The sequence below is a fragment of the Mesorhizobium sp. WSM4845 genome, assembly GCF_055811455.1.
Map to the genome: position 1 here is coordinate 342,756 of NZ_JBVVQA010000002.1, position 13,793 is coordinate 356,548.

At 64.0% G+C, this 13,793-nt stretch carries 15 protein-coding genes; 10 read left to right on the plus strand and 5 right to left on the minus strand.

Going from position 1 to position 13,793, the window contains the following annotated elements:
• Positions 1 to 21 precede the first annotated feature (21 nt).
• Entirely contained in the window at positions 22 to 693 is a 672-nt protein-coding gene (locus AC0L2C_RS03980; RefSeq protein ID WP_473522744.1) for a PadR family transcriptional regulator, read from the plus strand.
• Between the two features lie 106 nt (positions 694 to 799).
• Positions 800 to 1,093 (plus strand): HlyU family transcriptional regulator, encoded by a 294-nt coding sequence (locus tag AC0L2C_RS03985; protein WP_027151173.1) that lies wholly within the window; start codon positions 800 to 802, stop codon positions 1,091 to 1,093.
• Positions 1,094 to 1,190: 97 nt separating this feature from the next.
• On the opposite strand, the gene AC0L2C_RS03990 is transcribed toward AC0L2C_RS03985, so the two are convergent.
• Positions 1,191 to 1,832, minus strand: coding sequence for an FMN-dependent NADH-azoreductase (locus tag AC0L2C_RS03990; RefSeq protein WP_287239961.1), 642 nt, complete (start codon positions 1,830 to 1,832; stop codon positions 1,191 to 1,193).
• 108 nt (positions 1,833 to 1,940) lie between these two features.
• On the opposite strand from AC0L2C_RS03990, the gene AC0L2C_RS03995 reads away from it, so the two are divergent.
• Positions 1,941 to 2,888, plus strand: coding sequence for a LysR family transcriptional regulator (locus AC0L2C_RS03995; protein ID WP_128170293.1), 948 nt, complete (start codon positions 1,941 to 1,943; stop codon positions 2,886 to 2,888).
• Here AC0L2C_RS03995 and AC0L2C_RS04000 read toward each other — a convergent pair.
• Positions 2,830 to 3,447 (minus strand): TetR/AcrR family transcriptional regulator, encoded by a 618-nt coding sequence (locus tag AC0L2C_RS04000; protein WP_473522745.1) that lies wholly within the window; start codon positions 3,445 to 3,447, stop codon positions 2,830 to 2,832. The two genes, AC0L2C_RS03995 and AC0L2C_RS04000, sit on opposite strands and share 59 nt — an antisense overlap.
• 67 nt (positions 3,448 to 3,514) lie before the next feature.
• Here AC0L2C_RS04000 and AC0L2C_RS04005 point away from each other — a divergent pair, with 67 nt between their 5' ends.
• Positions 3,515 to 3,937: a VOC family protein gene (locus AC0L2C_RS04005; RefSeq protein ID WP_023799742.1), complete on the plus strand. Its 423-nt coding sequence runs from the start codon at positions 3,515 to 3,517 to the stop codon at positions 3,935 to 3,937.
• A gap of 111 nt (positions 3,938 to 4,048) precedes the next feature.
• Entirely contained in the window at positions 4,049 to 4,960 is a 912-nt protein-coding gene (locus AC0L2C_RS04010; protein WP_287176508.1) for an arginase family protein, read from the plus strand.
• Positions 4,961 to 4,963: 3 nt separating this feature from the next.
• On the opposite strand, the gene AC0L2C_RS04015 is transcribed toward AC0L2C_RS04010, so the two are convergent.
• Positions 4,964 to 5,911 (minus strand): S1C family serine protease, encoded by a 948-nt coding sequence (locus AC0L2C_RS04015; protein WP_473522746.1) that lies wholly within the window; start codon positions 5,909 to 5,911, stop codon positions 4,964 to 4,966.
• Positions 5,912 to 6,183: 272 nt separating this feature from the next.
• Between AC0L2C_RS04015 and AC0L2C_RS04020 the strand changes: the two genes are divergently transcribed.
• The 3 genes from AC0L2C_RS04020 to AC0L2C_RS04030 all read left to right on the plus strand — a co-directional run bounded on the left by AC0L2C_RS04020 (position 6,184) and on the right by AC0L2C_RS04030 (position 8,925).
• Complete coding sequence (locus AC0L2C_RS04020) at positions 6,184 to 7,056, plus strand: S1C family serine protease (RefSeq protein ID WP_473522747.1); 873 nt, start codon at positions 6,184 to 6,186, stop codon at positions 7,054 to 7,056.
• Positions 7,057 to 7,064: 8 nt separating this feature from the next.
• Positions 7,065 to 7,715, plus strand: a complete 651-nt coding sequence (locus tag AC0L2C_RS04025) for a helix-turn-helix transcriptional regulator (protein ID WP_473522748.1) — start codon at positions 7,065 to 7,067, stop codon at positions 7,713 to 7,715.
• Positions 7,716 to 8,058: 343 nt separating this feature from the next.
• Positions 8,059 to 8,925: an SDR family oxidoreductase gene (locus tag AC0L2C_RS04030; protein WP_473522749.1), complete on the plus strand. Its 867-nt coding sequence runs from the start codon at positions 8,059 to 8,061 to the stop codon at positions 8,923 to 8,925.
• A gap of 290 nt (positions 8,926 to 9,215) precedes the next feature.
• Here the strand turns inward: AC0L2C_RS04030 and AC0L2C_RS04035 are convergent, their stop codons facing one another.
• On the minus strand, positions 9,216 to 11,360 hold the full coding sequence (locus AC0L2C_RS04035; RefSeq protein ID WP_473522750.1) for an OmpA family protein: 2,145 nt from the start codon (positions 11,358 to 11,360) through the stop codon (positions 9,216 to 9,218).
• Between the two features lie 211 nt (positions 11,361 to 11,571).
• Between AC0L2C_RS04035 and AC0L2C_RS04040 the strand changes: the two genes are divergently transcribed.
• Positions 11,572 to 12,018 carry a YcgN family cysteine cluster protein gene (locus AC0L2C_RS04040; protein ID WP_091595075.1) on the plus strand — a complete coding sequence of 149 codons (447 nt, stop codon included), beginning with the start codon at positions 11,572 to 11,574 and terminating at the stop codon, positions 12,016 to 12,018.
• A 253-nt stretch (positions 12,019 to 12,271) separates the two neighbouring features.
• Positions 12,272 to 12,634: a hypothetical protein gene (locus tag AC0L2C_RS04045; RefSeq protein ID WP_128247787.1), complete on the plus strand. Its 363-nt coding sequence runs from the start codon at positions 12,272 to 12,274 to the stop codon at positions 12,632 to 12,634.
• Positions 12,635 to 12,879: 245 nt separating this feature from the next.
• On the opposite strand, the gene AC0L2C_RS04050 is transcribed toward AC0L2C_RS04045, so the two are convergent.
• Positions 12,880 to 13,590 (minus strand): SIMPL domain-containing protein, encoded by a 711-nt coding sequence (locus AC0L2C_RS04050; protein ID WP_287239949.1) that lies wholly within the window; start codon positions 13,588 to 13,590, stop codon positions 12,880 to 12,882.
• Positions 13,591 to 13,793 lie beyond the last annotated feature (203 nt).

Here is a 13,793-nt window from a genome sequence, read left to right on the forward strand (position 1 = left end):
ACATAACTCAAGGAGCAGACAATGCACGGACATCATCATTTCGGCGAGCATGCCGAGCGCGTTTTCATGCATATGGCCGGCAAGTTCGGCGGTCGTGGCGGCGGCTTCGGCCCATTCGGCCACGGCATGAGGGGCGGCGGGCGCGGCGGGCCGGGCGACATGTTCCGCGCCGGGCGTATGCTGGCCGACGGCGATCTCAAGCTGATCACGCTGTCGCTGCTGGCCGAGGCGCCGCGCCACGGCTATGACATCATCAAGGCCCTGGAGGAACGCACCAGCGGCGTCTACAGCCCGAGCCCCGGCGTGGTCTATCCGACGCTCACCTTCCTGGAAGAGGCCGGCTATGCCGTCTCGTCGGCGGAAGGCAACAAGAAGGTGTTTTCGATTACGGAGGCAGGGCAGGCGCATCTCAATGACAATCGCGAGATGATCGACCATGTGCTCGATCATCTCGAGCGTTTCGGCCGCAAGATGGCAAAGGCGCGTGACTGGTTCGGCTGGAACGACGATGGCGAGGATAGCGGACGTCGCGGCCGCGGCGGTTCGAAAAAGCGCGACGAATTCCAGGCCGTGCGCCACCGGCTACGCGCAGCCCTCGGCGACATTGCCGACGCGCCCGCTGAAAAACAGGCCGAGGCGATCGCGATATTGAAAGGGGCGGCCGAAGCCCTCGAAGCGCTGTCGCGCGACTGACTTCCAGGCCGGATGCGGCCCTTGCCCGTTTGCCTAAGGATCGCTAGTAAAATCATCCTGCACCACGCCATGTGATGCAGGATGATAGCCGTTGGAGGGCGCGCCCATGTCTTTTCTGAAACGTCTTTTCGGCGGTGGCGGCGGTGACGCGGGCGAGCCAAAGAGTGCTGCACCGGCAAAGCAGATCGAGCACAAGGGATTTTTGATCAGCGCCACGCCGTACAAGGCGGAAGGCCAATACCAGACCTGCGGCGTGGTTTCGAAGGAAATCGACGGCGTGGTGAAGGAACACAAATTCATCCGCGCCGATCGTTTTGCCGGGCTCGACGACGCTGTCGACATCTCGATCAAAAAGGGCATTCAGCTGGTCGACGAGCAGGGCGAGAAGATGTTCGGGTGAGACCCGTTCGGTCTCCGGCGCATCTTCCCTAAAACGAACAAGGCAAGCGCCCTGTCAGGCGCCTACCTTTGATTTCAAGTTTCCGACGGCTGGTGGCCTACGCCGCCGCAGCAGCCTGTTTGCTTACGGTCGAGGTCACCAAGGCATCCACCTTGGCTGATGCCTTGGCCAGAGCGGCAGTGACCGCATCCGGCCCCATGCCGACGCCTTCGATGCGGATGACTTCAACGTCGGTCATACCGATGAAGCCAAGCACGCTACGCAGATAAGGGACGGCGTGATCCATCTGCACGGCCGCGCCTTCCGAATAGATGCCGCCCGAGGCGAGGACGATATAGACCTTCTTGCCGGTGACAAGGCCCTTCGGGCCATTCTCGCCATAAGCGAAGGTCTTGCCGGTGCGGGAGACGTGATCGACCCAGGATTTCAGCGTCGACGAGATGCCGAAATTGATGAATCCGGTGGCCAGGATGATGGTGTCGGCCGCAAACAGTTCATCGAGCACGCCGTCGGAAACGCCGACGACCTCGGCCTGGCGCTGGGTGCGGGCCTCGGCGGGCGTATAGATGCCGGTCGAATAGTCCGGATCGATGTGCGGCAGCGGGTTTGCCACGAGATCGCGTGCGACCAGCTTGGCCGAAGGATCGGCGGCGAGCAGCTTTTCCGCAAGTTCAGTGGCGATGCGGGTCGAATGCGAGGCATTGCCGCGCGGACTGGATGTGACGAGAAGGATGGACATGGCGGGTCTTCAGGGTTGGCTGAACTGTCCCGACCTATATGGGCGAGCTGACCCATTTGAAAAACCGGTATATTTTATGTATGTTCCATCCAAATAGTGGATAGAACGATGCAGCCAAACCCGACGCTCGATCAGCTTCAGATCCTTGTCACCGTCGCCGACACCGGCAGCTTCTCCGCCGCCGGCCGCAAGCTCAACCGAGCGCAGTCGGTCATCAGCTACGCCATCGCCAATCTCGAGGCGCAGCTTGGGCTGAAACTGTTCGAGCGCGAGGGCACGCGCGAGCCGCATCTGACCGATGTCGGCCGGGCGACGCTGGAAGATGCGCGGCGCATGGTCGGCGTATTGCAGCGCATCCGCTCTCGCGTCGACAGCCACAAGCAGGGCCTGGAGGCTGAAGTCGCGCTGTCGGTCGATGCGACGCTGCCTTCCACCGTGCTGGTGCGCGTGTTGAAGGCGTTCGAGGCGCAATTTCCAACCGTGATGCTGCGCCTGCATATCGGCACGCTCGGGCTGATCCCCGATCATGTCGTCAATGGACATGCCGATCTCGGTATTGGCGGCCTGCTGGGCGAGGTCGACGCGCATCTTGTGCGCATTGGCTTCATGTCGATGGTGCCGGCGGCCGCGCCAAGCCATCCGCTGGCGCTGCTTCCCAAGCCGGTGCCGCTGGAGGAGGTGCGCGAACACATCCAACTTGTCGTCAGCGACCAGTCCGAGCGCACCAAAGGGCGCGACTACGGCGTCTATGCCTACCGCACCTGGCGACTTACGGATATGCGAACCAAGCATGCGCTGATGCGCGAAGGGTTGGGCTGGGGCGGACTGCCGCGATGGTTGATTGCTGACGATGTGGCCAACGGCCGGCTGGTGGAACTCGATCTGGAGCCGTATCGCGAAGTCCGCGCGCCGCTTTATGCCATGCACCGCGCCGACCGCAGCCCGAAGCCGGCTGCGGCCTGGCTGATCGACCAGTTCAAGCGCCAGCTTGGCTGTTTCAACGAGTTCGAGCCGAACCAGGGGCCTGGGGCGACAGACCATCAATCAGCGCCATGAGAACGGCACGGTAGTCCTCGGTCGAAGCGCCTGCTTCGATGGCGAGCGCCGCGCGGTCGAAGGCGGCGGCAAGCAGCGCGGTCAGCGCTTCCACCGGCAATCTCATCATGGACTGCGAGCGCATCGCGGCAACCAGGCCTTCGCGCAACGAGCGGTTGCCGTGGCGGTTGTCGATCTCGTCCATGGCGGCGCGGCCGAGCACGGCCGGCCCGTCGAGCAGCAGCAGCCGGGTGCGGCCGGGTGCGCGCATGGCGGCCAGATAGGCATCCGAGCCGGCGATCAGTGCGTCGCAGGCAAACAGCGAGGGCGGCGAGGCGCGCTCGATCTCTTCCGCCACAGCCGCCGCCTCCTGCTCGACCACTGCGGCGAACAGCGCCTGCTTGTCGGCAAAGTGATGATAGAGCGCGCCGCGCGTGACGCCGGCCGCAGCCACGATCTCGGGCGTGCCGGTCTCCGCATAGGATTTCTCGGTGAACAGTTTTCGCGCCGCGGCGATCAGGTCGGCGCGCGTCGCTTCGGTGCGATCGCGGTTGGAGCGGCGCGCGCTTTTTCGTTGCATACATTCAGCCTGTATTATAATGCGTATTCGCATGCAGACTGTATGTTATTTGACGGGAGAAGGAAAGATGAAGACGACAAGCTATTACCCGGTGCTGATGACCGGCGACGTTGCCGGCACGAAGGCCTTCTATGTCGCGCACTTCGGCTTCAAGCCGCTGTTCGAGAGCGACTGGTACGTGCATCTACAATCAACCGAGGATCGCCGCGTCAATCTCGGCATCGTCCAGGGCGATCATGAAACCATTCCTGAGGAAGGGCGCGGCCGGACCTCCGGCCTGCTGATCAATTTCGAGGTCAAGAACCCGGATGCTATCTATGAGCGGGTCATCGCCGCCGGCCTGCCGATCCTGCGAACGCTCCGCGACGAAGCCTTCGGCCAGCGTCATTTCATCACCAAAGACCCCAATGGCGTGCTGATCGACGTGATCAAGCCGATCCCGCCGAGCGCCGAGTTTCTGGAGCAGTTTGTCGAAGGCGCGGCGGGCTGAGCGAGACAGGGGCTGGCAGGAATTGTCTGTAGATATCAGCTGAAGCCTTCAGCCGCGTGGCCGGTCATGTCTTTGCGGTCTATGCTGAGCTCATCAGCCTGGGCCCATTCCATGCGTGAAATCTGCCTTGTCCGCGCACCCTCCAACCTTGGCCTGCGTCCGCTGAGGCCAGGTCATATTCCGGGCACGTGGCGTGCGCCGCAGGCGTTGACCGAAGCCGGCCTGATCGAGACGCTTTCGCCCCTCAAAGTGGTTGATCTTGATCGGCCCGCCTATAACACGGAGCCGCAGCCGGGCACCCGGCTGCGCAACGGCAATGCGATACGCAGCTTCAATCTCGGACTCGCCGAAGTGGTTGCCGGCGCGCTGAGACGAGGCGAGTTCCCGCTGGTCGTCGGCGGCGACTGCGCGGTCCTGCTTGGCGCGCTGGCTGGTGCACGGCGATCCGGTCCGCTGGCACTGGTCCATGTCGATGGCCATAGCGATTTCCGCCATCCGGGCAACTACGACGTCGATGCTTCGCTCGGCTCGGCCGCCGGCATGGACCTTGCGCTCGCCACCGGACGTGGTGAGCCGTTGCTGACCGACTGGCCTGAGATCGCGAGCCCACTTGTTGCGGACGAACAGGTGGTTCAGATCGGCGAACGCGAGAACCGCAACCCCGACTTCGCCTGGCCCGACATCACTTCGACCGCGATGACGCTGATCGATGTCTTTGCCGCGCGGGAGCTCGGCGCGGCAGAGGTCCTGGAAAAGACCTTGACCACGCTGGCGCGAACCGGCTGGCCCTATTGGGTGCATTTCGATGTCGATGCGCTCGATCAGACGGTGATGCCTGCGGTGGATTCACCAGGCAGCCCCGGTATCGATCCCGACGATCTCATCGCCGTCCTCGCGGCGCTGGTGGCGGATCCGCGCTGTACCGGAATGGACATGACCATTTTCGATCCAGACCTCGATCCGACCGGCGAGTTGGCAGTGCTGTTGGTTTCGCTGCTTGGCCAACTGTTTGCGCCGCGATAGTTATTACGTCCGCGCCACCGGCATCAGCGGGACCTGAGAAATGCCGGAGCGGCGCACCACTGTGCACAGCGTTTCGCGGCCGATGCGCTCGGCGTCGAGCATGCGCACCAGATCGTCGACGCCGGTGACCGGGCGGCCGTCGATGGCGGCGATGATGTTGCCCTCTTTCAGGCCGGCTCTGGCGGCCGGGCTGTTCGCCTCGACACTGCGCAGGCGCACCGCCGTGCTGCTCGACACTTGCGACAAAAGGGCGGCGCGACGCGGCAGGGTTGTCGTGTCGGCCGAGACACCGATGAAGGCGCGGCGGACGCGGCCGAAGCGGATGATCTCCGAAATGACGAAATTGGCGGTGTTGGAGGCAACCGCGAAGGCAATGCCTTGCGCGCCATGGATCATGGCTGTGTTGACGCCGATAACCTCGCCCGCCGACGACACCAGTGGTCCGCCGGAATTGCCGGGGTTGAGCGCTGCGTCGGTCTGGATGACATCGTCGATCAGCCGGCCGGTGGAAGCACGCATCGAGCGGCCGAGCGCCGAGACGACACCTGATGTGACGGTCCATTCGAAGCCGAGCGGGTTGCCGATGGCAATGGCGATCTGGCCGCGCCGCAGGCGCTTGGAATCGCCGAGTGGCGCGATATCGCCAAAGCTGCCGTCGGCACGCACCAGCGCGATGTCGGTGTCGGGGTCGCGGCCGAGAACGCGGCCTTCTCTGGACACGCCGTCCGGCATGGTGACGCGGACGCTGCGGGCATCGCCGACGACGTGGAAATTGGTGACGACCAGCCCATCCGGCGTGATGACGAAGCCGGAGCCTCGGCCGCCGGCGCCACCGATGCGCTCGATGCGGCAGACGGCGGGACCGATGCGGTCCACGGCATCGGCGACCGTTGCCGAATAATCGTCGAGCAGCGCATCGTCGAACTGCAATTGCTGGGCGGGGAGGGACATGGCAGGGCTCCGTGTCTTTAGAGCAAGATGAAGGATGCCTATATGTGCGGAACGGCCGGATCGGCCGCGACCTGACCAGATGGCCAGTCCAACGCCCAACTAGCCGTCAGGCGAGTACCCGCCAACGCGCTGCCGAGCGATATCTGGGGTAGAGCGATGAGCGTCCATTGGACGCTCAAAGTGCGCTCTAAGACTTTGAGTTCTCGCATCGTGCTTTCCGACAAATCGATGCCGATTTTCGGGCCGATGCGAAAAAGACCCAGGAGACCGACATGAGCGACTTCAATCTGAGCGCATTTTCCGACGCCATAGCCGATATCGCCGCCGCAGCGGCGCCGGCGACGGCGAGTTTCGCCACGCATCAGCATCGCACCGCGACCGCCTTCCATTGGCGCGACGGCTATTTTGTCGCTGCCGAGGAGGCGGTTGAGGCCGGCGAGGAGATCGAGCTGACGCTTTCTTCGGGCGACAAGGTGAAGGCTGAGCTGGTCGGCCGCGATCCATCCACCGGGACCGCCCTTCTGAAGCCGACCGGCGCACCGGACGTGCCGCCGCTGGCCGAGGCAGGCACGGCGCGGCCGGGCCATCTGGCCATTGCCGTCGGCAATAGCGACGGTGCGTCGCTCGCTGCATTCGGATCGGTTGGTGAGGTCGGTCCGGCCTGGCGCTCGATGCGCGGCGGCACGATCGACCGGCGCATCAATCTGGCCGTCAATGCCGGTGGCCGTTTCGAGGGCGGCCCGGTGCTCGACGCCAAGGGCGCACTGATCGGCATGCTTTTGTTCGGGCCGCGCCGGCGGGCGCTGGTCATGCCGTACGAGACGATCGAACGGGCGGTGGCGACGCTGCGCGAGAAGGGCCATGTCGCGCGCGGCTATCTCGGCGCCGGCCTGCACCCGATCCGCAACGGCGACACGCATGGCGCGATGGTGATGAGCCTCGACGACAATGGCCCGGCGAAGGCGGCCGGCCTGCATCTTGGCGACATCATCGCGTCGTGGAACGGCGAGGCCGTGCACGGCCCGCGCGAGCTGATCCGCAGGCTCGGGCCGGACAGCGCCGGCGCGTCGGTGACGCTCGGCGTGGTGCGCGGCGGCGAACGGCGCGACGTCGTGCTGACCATCGGCGAAAAGCCGCTAAACTGAGAAGATCGATGGCAAGTCACAGGATCACGGGGCGGCGGCTGACGGTGCTGATCGCGCTCGATGACGTCGTGCGCGCCGAGCACCTGTCCACCGCTCTTGCCGCGACCGGCGATCTGCTGCCGATTGTGGCCGGTAGCAGCAATAGCGCCGACAGAGCGGATGTCGCGATCGTCGATGGCGTTTACCTGGAAAGAGGCGGCGTGGAAGGCGGGCCCAGCGATCCCGTCATACCTCGGGTGCTCCTGTCGCAACGAGCGAGCCGGCAGCGGCCGGCCGATACCGTGTTTGCCGTGCTGCCGCCGGCAGTGGACGATCTGCTGATCGCTGCCGCCGCGCGACTGGCGGCGGCTGGCTATCGGATCTCGGGCGAGGGCCGCCCCTTGTCCGATCGACATGACGATTTCGCCTTCCATGACGACGATCTCTCCGACGAGGAGCCGGTCGGCGACAGCGCCGGCCGGCCGGTGCTGTCGCCGCGCGAGAGCGAAGTGCTGGCGCTTTTGGCCGAGGGCGCGCCCAACAAGGTGATCGCGCGGCGCCTGAACATTTCCGTGCATACGGCGAAGTTCCACGTCGCGGCGATCCTGATCAAGCTAGGTGCGGCCAACCGCACCGACGCCATCGCCATCGCCATGCGGCAAGGCCTGGTGCTGGTTTAGTGAATGACGTCCCAAGGCAGGATGTGGGGCGACCATTGTCAAAGTTTGCGCTGCCCCTCATCCGCCTGCCGGCACCTTCTCCCCGTATGGTGACGGGGAGAAGGGAGCTGAACGCAGCCACGGCTCCATTCTTGCGACGTTGCCAGTTGGCGAAAGCTGTGATGAAGGCGTGCTTCTCCCCGTCTCTATACGGGGAGAAGTGCCCGGCAGGGCGATGAGGGGCAGCGCGACGCCGCGGAAATCCTCCGCAGCGTCACCATCTCTCGATGCTCCCCGCTCTTGTATCCGGCGACGGCACGGGGCAAGGATCGCGACCAACCGATTTGCAACGGAGGCGCAAGACATGTCGCTCAAGGGAAAGACGCTGTTCATCTCCGGCGGGTCGCGCGGCATCGGGCTGGCGATCGCGCTGCGCGCCGCGCGCGACGGCGCCAATGTGACCATCGCGGCCAAGACCGCCGAGCCCCACCCGAAGCTGCCGGGCACGATCTATACGGCGGCTGAGGAGATCGAGCAGGCCGGCGGCAAGGCATTGCCGATGCTGTGCGACATACGCGAGGAGGGGCAGGTGGCCGAGGCGGTCGCCAGAACCGTCGAAAAATTCGGCGGCATCGACATCTGCATCAACAATGCCAGCGCCATCCAACTCACCGGCACGCTGGAAACCGACATGAAGCGCTACGACCTGATGCACCAGATCAACACACGCGGCACGTTCCTGGTTTCCAAAATGTGCATTCCGCACCTGAAGTTGGCCGACAATCCTCACATCTTGAATCTGGCGCCGCCACTCGACATGAAGGCCAAATGGTTCAAGAACCATGTCGCCTATACGATGGCCAAATTCGGCATGTCGATGTGCACGCTGGGCATGAGCGCGGAGTTCGCCAGGGACGGCATCGCCGTCAATTCGCTGTGGCCGATCTCGACGATCGATACGGCAGCGGTGCGCAATCTTCTGGGCGGGGCGACAGTGGCGGCGATGAGCCGTTCGCCCGATATCATGGCCGATGCCGCGCATGCGATCCTGCTCAGGCCGTCGCGCGAAGCGACCGGCAATTTCTACATCGACGAGGAGGTGCTGCGCGCCGAGGGCGTCAGCGGTTTTTCGATCTATGCGCCTGACGCGACAGGTCCGCTTGCCGGCGATTTCTTCGTGCCGGACGAGGTGTTTGCGAATTCGAAAACCAACGTGAAAAATATCTACTGACTGGCACCGGCATAGCCCTCGTTTCCCAACCGAAGCAGGAAACAAAAACCCCGCCGGCGAGGGGGTACCGGCGGGGCTCATGTGTCCCGCTGGAGTCGGGACAGGGCAGGGAAGCCCTAGCCAGAATCTGGGGTGGACGACCTCGCGATTCAATGCCTGGTTAAATCGCGACTTACATTCTCCTTCAACCTCGGCTGATTGCCGGAAATTGCCCAACCCGGAGAAACCGGGGTGGGCTATGTCTTCCCGCATAGATTCCAGAAACCAGTTCAGGTTTCTGAAACTGCGAGTTAATTCGCGCTGGCGACCGGCGCAACCAGCGAGGTGATGCGGCGGATGGCGACGCGACGGTTCTCGCGCTCCGGCTCCGACGTATCGACCTTGAGATACTCCTCGCCATAGCCCTGTGTCGTCAGGTTCTCCGGCGGGATGCTGAAGGCATTGCTCAGGGCTTCGGCGACCGCCTCCGCGCGACGGTCGGACAAAGCGAGGTTCGCCTCCGGCTTGCCGACGGCATCGGTATGGCCTTCGATCAGGAAGGTTTCCGCCGGGTTCTTCTCCAGCAGCTTCTCCATGGCGCTGGCCACCCCTTCCAGTTTCTGCACCTCGGTTTCGGGGATCGAGGCTGAACCGAATTCGAAGTTCAGCGTGTCGAGGTCGATGCGGCGGGCGATGTCGCGCACGCGGGCCGAGCGCTTGACCTCGTCGATCGAGTAGAGGCGCTGCACCCTCTCCACCGGCGGCTGTTCTAGGAAGGCATAGTAGTCTTCCGGATCCTCGACCTCCTCGGAATCCAGAATGTACTCCTCGCGCGGAATGTCGATCCGAATCGGCGGCAGGTCGTCGCCCGGATCGCGCCAGTCGCCATCGTCCTCATAGTGTCGCTCGTCGACATAGCTCAGCACATATTCGCGCCCATCGGGCGCGATGCGTGAACGCTGGACGACGTCGCCGTAACGGTTGCGGATGGTGACGATCTGGATACCGTTGTCACGCTCGACGATTTCCCGGGTGCGATTGCTCGACAACTCCTCATAGTAGACGTTCCGCGCGCCACGCCGCATGCGCGGCGCATCGTCGCTTTCCACGATCGTCTGGTTGTTGAACTGGAGGATGACGCGGTCGCCGAGTTCCCTGACGACGTCGACCCCGCGCGGGCGTTCACGACGGCGGCGAATGTTTTCCTCGTCGGGCGCACGCTCAACGCGTCTGCCCTTTTCCTCCGTCGCCCGAACCATCCTCTCAAGCTTGATCGCCTGCTGGGCCGCCCTGTCGTCGGTGGGCGGCGGTCCCTGGTCGACCGGAGCCGGCCTCGGGGCTTCCGCCTGTTCGCCGTCCTGCTGGGTGGGCTGACCACCCGCGTCCTGGCCGCCGGTCTCTTGCGCGTTGTCCCTGCCGCCCTTGCGCTTGCGCCTGGCATCCTTCTGGCTGTCGAACACTGGAGCCTCGCCTTGTGCCGGACCTTCGCCTTCGGCGGGCGCGGCCTGTTCGCGCTCGGCGGGCTGCTCGCCGGTTGAAGGCTGCTCGCCTGTCACCGGCTGTTCGTCGACAGGCTTCTTGCCGCGTTCCCTGGCCTGATCCCGGGGCTTGTCGCCCTCAGCGGGAGCCGTTTGCTGGTCGGTCGGAAGCGGCTCGGCCTGCTCGCCGGCTTCCTTGCTGGCTGGCTGTTCGGATGGTGCGGCTTCGATCTGCTGATCCTGTTCCCGCTTCTTCCTGCGCGGCGTGACCTGCTCGTTGTCATTTGCAGGTGCGACCTCTTCGCCAGGCGCAGCCTGCTCGGCTTCCTGCTGCTGTTGCCGGTCGCGCTTCTTTCTGCGCGGTTCGGGCTGTTCGTCGCTGGCAGGCGCCGCCTGCTCGGCGGGCTTTTCGGCAGGTGCTGCTTCCTCCTGCTGTTGCCGGTCGCGCTTCTTTCTGCGCGGTTCGGGCTGTTCGTCGCTGGCAGGTGCGGCCTGCTCGGCGGGCCGTTCGGCCGGTGCGGCTTCCTCCTGCTGTTGCCGGTCACGTTTCTTTCTGCGTGGCTCGGGCTGTTCATCGCTGGCAGGTGCGGCTTGCTCGGCCTCCTGCTGTTGCTGCTCGCGCTTCTTTCTGCGCGGCTCGGGCTGTTCCTCGCTGGCAGGTGCGGCCTGCTCGGCCTCCTGCTGTTGCTGCTCGCGCTTCCTGCGCTGACCGCCCTGCTGCTCCTCGCCGGAAGGCGCGGCCTGTTCAGCCTGCCGCTCGCGCTTCTTGCGAGGCTTCTGCTCCGGTTCCGCCTGCGGTGCGCAGCCTTCTGCCGACTCGCCTTCGGGGCAATTCGACTGCACGGGGATCAACGGCGTGGCGGTATTCTGCGGTGGGTCGAACGCGGCACTGCCCTGCAACGGGAATGCGCCCAACGGCGCGGACGCCATCAGCAGGCCAAGTGCCGTGCCTGCCAGAATCCGTGGTTGGCGTTTCATTAAAAATCCTCCTTTGGCGTCCCATCCCGGCCCAAACTGTTCATCAACCGGATTGGTTCCGGTTAGCGGGCATTAACGGCTACGAAGGGCAATTGGCCGGCGTTTTGAAGGCGACTTCGTGTTATTCCTATGGTGCCGGCCTATGGTGCTGGCCGGGTCTGCGTCTGTTGCGGTGCTTGACCTTCACCCGGCCAGGGGCCACATCCCGTCGATGGAAACGCCGTTCTGGAAAACCAAGACGCTCGAGGCGATGACCCCGGCCGAGTGGGAATCGCTTTGCGACGGCTGCGGCAAATGCTGCCTGTCGAAACTCGAGGACGAAGACACTGGCGCGATTTACTGGACGAGCGTCGGCTGCCGGCTGTTCGACGCCGAAACTTGCCGCTGCTCCGATTATGCCAACCGGCTGGCGCGTGTCCCGGACTGCGTCGGTCTGACGCCGCAGAATGTACGCACCATCAGTTGGCTGCCCAAAACCTGCGCCTACCGGCTGGTCGCCGAGGGCCACGATCTCTACTGGTGGCACAGGCTGGTTTCAGGCAGTGCCGAGACGGTGCATGAGGCCGGCATCTCCATGCGGGGCCGGGTCAGCGCCAGCGAGACGGATCTCGCCGAGCCCGACGACTATTTCGAGCACATGCTGGACGACGAGCCCTAGCGACGGGCCTTCAGGAACCGGAACCGGCTGCCCGACAGCGCGTTTTCGACCCAAATGGTTCAGAACCGACCGGATTGTTCAGAACCGGTAAGCCGAGAAGACTGCGCAATTGCTTGTTTCTACATGAACCAGAAATGAACGGCCGGTTCGTAAAAAGTTCAGATACGCAAGCGCATTCTCCTCGCCATCGGTTCGACCAAGACACATTGGTTCGATCAAAGGCGGGCGGAAGCCCTGAAGAAGGAGAGAAGACATGTTCAACACGATCAAGACGGTGGCCCTTTCGGCGCTTATCGGCCTCGGCACGCTTGCCGCCATTCCCGCCACAGCCCATGCAGACAGCATCTACCTCGGCTTCGGCAACAATGACGAACCGCGCGTCGGCGTCTATTCCGGCGATGACGATGATTACTACCGCGAACGCCGCCGCGAACGCGACTGGCGCCGGTCCTGCTCGCCAAACCGTGCTCTCGGCAAGGCAGAGCGCATGGGTCTGCGCCGTGCCCGTATCATCGACGTCGGCCGCCGCACCGTGAAAGTAGCGGGCCGCCAGTATGGCGACCGCGTCGTGGTCGTGTTCGCCAATGAGCGCGGCTGCCCGGTCCTCTACCGGTAAGCGTTCGGCACGTTTGCCTACCGGCAACGGCCTGCTTGGTGGGGATGATCTTCTGCGAAGGTCAGCTTGGGACATGACCTTCTGCGAAGGTCGGCCTGGAGACACGACCTTCGCAGAAGGTCGGTCTGGAGTAGAGCCCCCTGAGATAGAAGGGTGCGGCTCGAAAAAACCCCGGAGGACCAATCCTCCGGGGTTTTTCATGCAGCAAAGTCAATATTGCTGCAACAGCCGCCTTCAGGTGGCGGTCACTTCAACTCAAAAGTGACTGTGACCTGCACCGTGTAGGAATTCTCGCCAGCCTGCACCGGAACCGATTCGCGGGCCGCATCAAAGGCCTTGGCGGTCATCGGTATCGGCGGCGGCGCGACGTTCTGGTCGGTGATTTCCAGCACCCGCCCGATGCTGACCCGGGCAGCTTCAGCCAGCGTCCTGGCCTTGGCCATGGCGTCGGCGACCGCCTTCTTGCGGGCTTCGGTGACAGTTGCCGTTGGATCCTCATTGGAGAACGAGATGCCGCCGCCCTGGTTGACGCCGAGCGATACCGCCCTGTCGAGAATCTCGCCTGTCTTGTCGATGTCGCGGATGCGCACCGAAAGCGTGTTGGTCACCTGGTAGGCGATGAGTTCGGCTTCCTGGCTGCCGTCGGGCTTGTTGGTATAATTGTAGCGCGGGCTGATCTGGATGCCGGCTGTCTGCAGGTCGCGCTCCTTGATGCCGGCCGACTTCATTGCGGCGATCACCGAAGCCATGGCGTCGTTGTTGGCATCGAGCGCGGCACGCGCGGTCTTGGCCTCGCGCATGACGCTGAGCGTCAGCAGCGCCAGATCGGGGGCCGCAGTCGCTTCGCCTTCGCCAGTGACGACGATGCGGGGCGGCGGCGGCGAATCTGCCGCGCCGGCCATCGCCGGAAAAGCGATTGCGGCGGCGAGCGCCAAGGGCAAAAGATGTCTGGTCATAAAAATCTCCTCGGTCTGCGATCCAGTCGCGCTTGTCGACTACCGCATCCGCCCAGGAATCGGAATCGATTTCGGGAAGCACGATGCGTAGATTTAAGGCGTTAGAGCGCATCTTGCGCGTCTAAGTGGACGCACGTCGCTCTAGTGTCTGAATACGGGCTGATTTGGACGATTTCGGCCAGCCCATCCGGAAAGCCTTGTGC

What these genes read in the sequence shown, in the direction of transcription:
- AC0L2C_RS04010 (WP_287176508.1), top strand. Translation starts at nt 4,049, where the DNA reads ATGCGTGAAATCTGCCTTGTCCGCGCACCCTCCAACCTTGGCCTGCGT.
- AC0L2C_RS04030 (WP_473522749.1), top strand. Translation starts at nt 8,059, where the DNA reads ATGTCGCTCAAGGGAAAGACGCTGTTCATCTCCGGCGGGTCGCGCGGC.
- AC0L2C_RS03990 (WP_287239961.1), bottom strand. Translation starts at nt 1,832, where the DNA reads ATGTCCATCCTTCTCGTCACATCCAGTCCGCGCGGCAATGCCTCGCAT.
- AC0L2C_RS04045 (WP_128247787.1), top strand. Translation starts at nt 12,272, where the DNA reads ATGTTCAACACGATCAAGACGGTGGCCCTTTCGGCGCTTATCGGCCTC.
- AC0L2C_RS04000 (WP_473522745.1), bottom strand. Translation starts at nt 3,447, where the DNA reads ATGCAACGAAAAAGCGCGCGCCGCTCCAACCGCGATCGCACCGAAGCG.
- AC0L2C_RS04020 (WP_473522747.1), top strand. Translation starts at nt 6,184, where the DNA reads ATGAGCGACTTCAATCTGAGCGCATTTTCCGACGCCATAGCCGATATC.
- AC0L2C_RS04025 (WP_473522748.1), top strand. Translation starts at nt 7,065, where the DNA reads ATGGCAAGTCACAGGATCACGGGGCGGCGGCTGACGGTGCTGATCGCG.
- AC0L2C_RS04040 (WP_091595075.1), top strand. Translation starts at nt 11,572, where the DNA reads ATGGAAACGCCGTTCTGGAAAACCAAGACGCTCGAGGCGATGACCCCG.
- AC0L2C_RS04050 (WP_287239949.1), bottom strand. Translation starts at nt 13,590, where the DNA reads ATGACCAGACATCTTTTGCCCTTGGCGCTCGCCGCCGCAATCGCTTTT.
- AC0L2C_RS03995 (WP_128170293.1), top strand. Translation starts at nt 1,941, where the DNA reads ATGCAGCCAAACCCGACGCTCGATCAGCTTCAGATCCTTGTCACCGTC.
- AC0L2C_RS04005 (WP_023799742.1), top strand. Translation starts at nt 3,515, where the DNA reads ATGAAGACGACAAGCTATTACCCGGTGCTGATGACCGGCGACGTTGCC.
- AC0L2C_RS04015 (WP_473522746.1), bottom strand. Translation starts at nt 5,911, where the DNA reads ATGTCCCTCCCCGCCCAGCAATTGCAGTTCGACGATGCGCTGCTCGAC.
- AC0L2C_RS04035 (WP_473522750.1), bottom strand. Translation starts at nt 11,360, where the DNA reads ATGAAACGCCAACCACGGATTCTGGCAGGCACGGCACTTGGCCTGCTG.
- AC0L2C_RS03985 (WP_027151173.1), top strand. Translation starts at nt 800, where the DNA reads ATGTCTTTTCTGAAACGTCTTTTCGGCGGTGGCGGCGGTGACGCGGGC.
- AC0L2C_RS03980 (WP_473522744.1), top strand. Translation starts at nt 22, where the DNA reads ATGCACGGACATCATCATTTCGGCGAGCATGCCGAGCGCGTTTTCATG.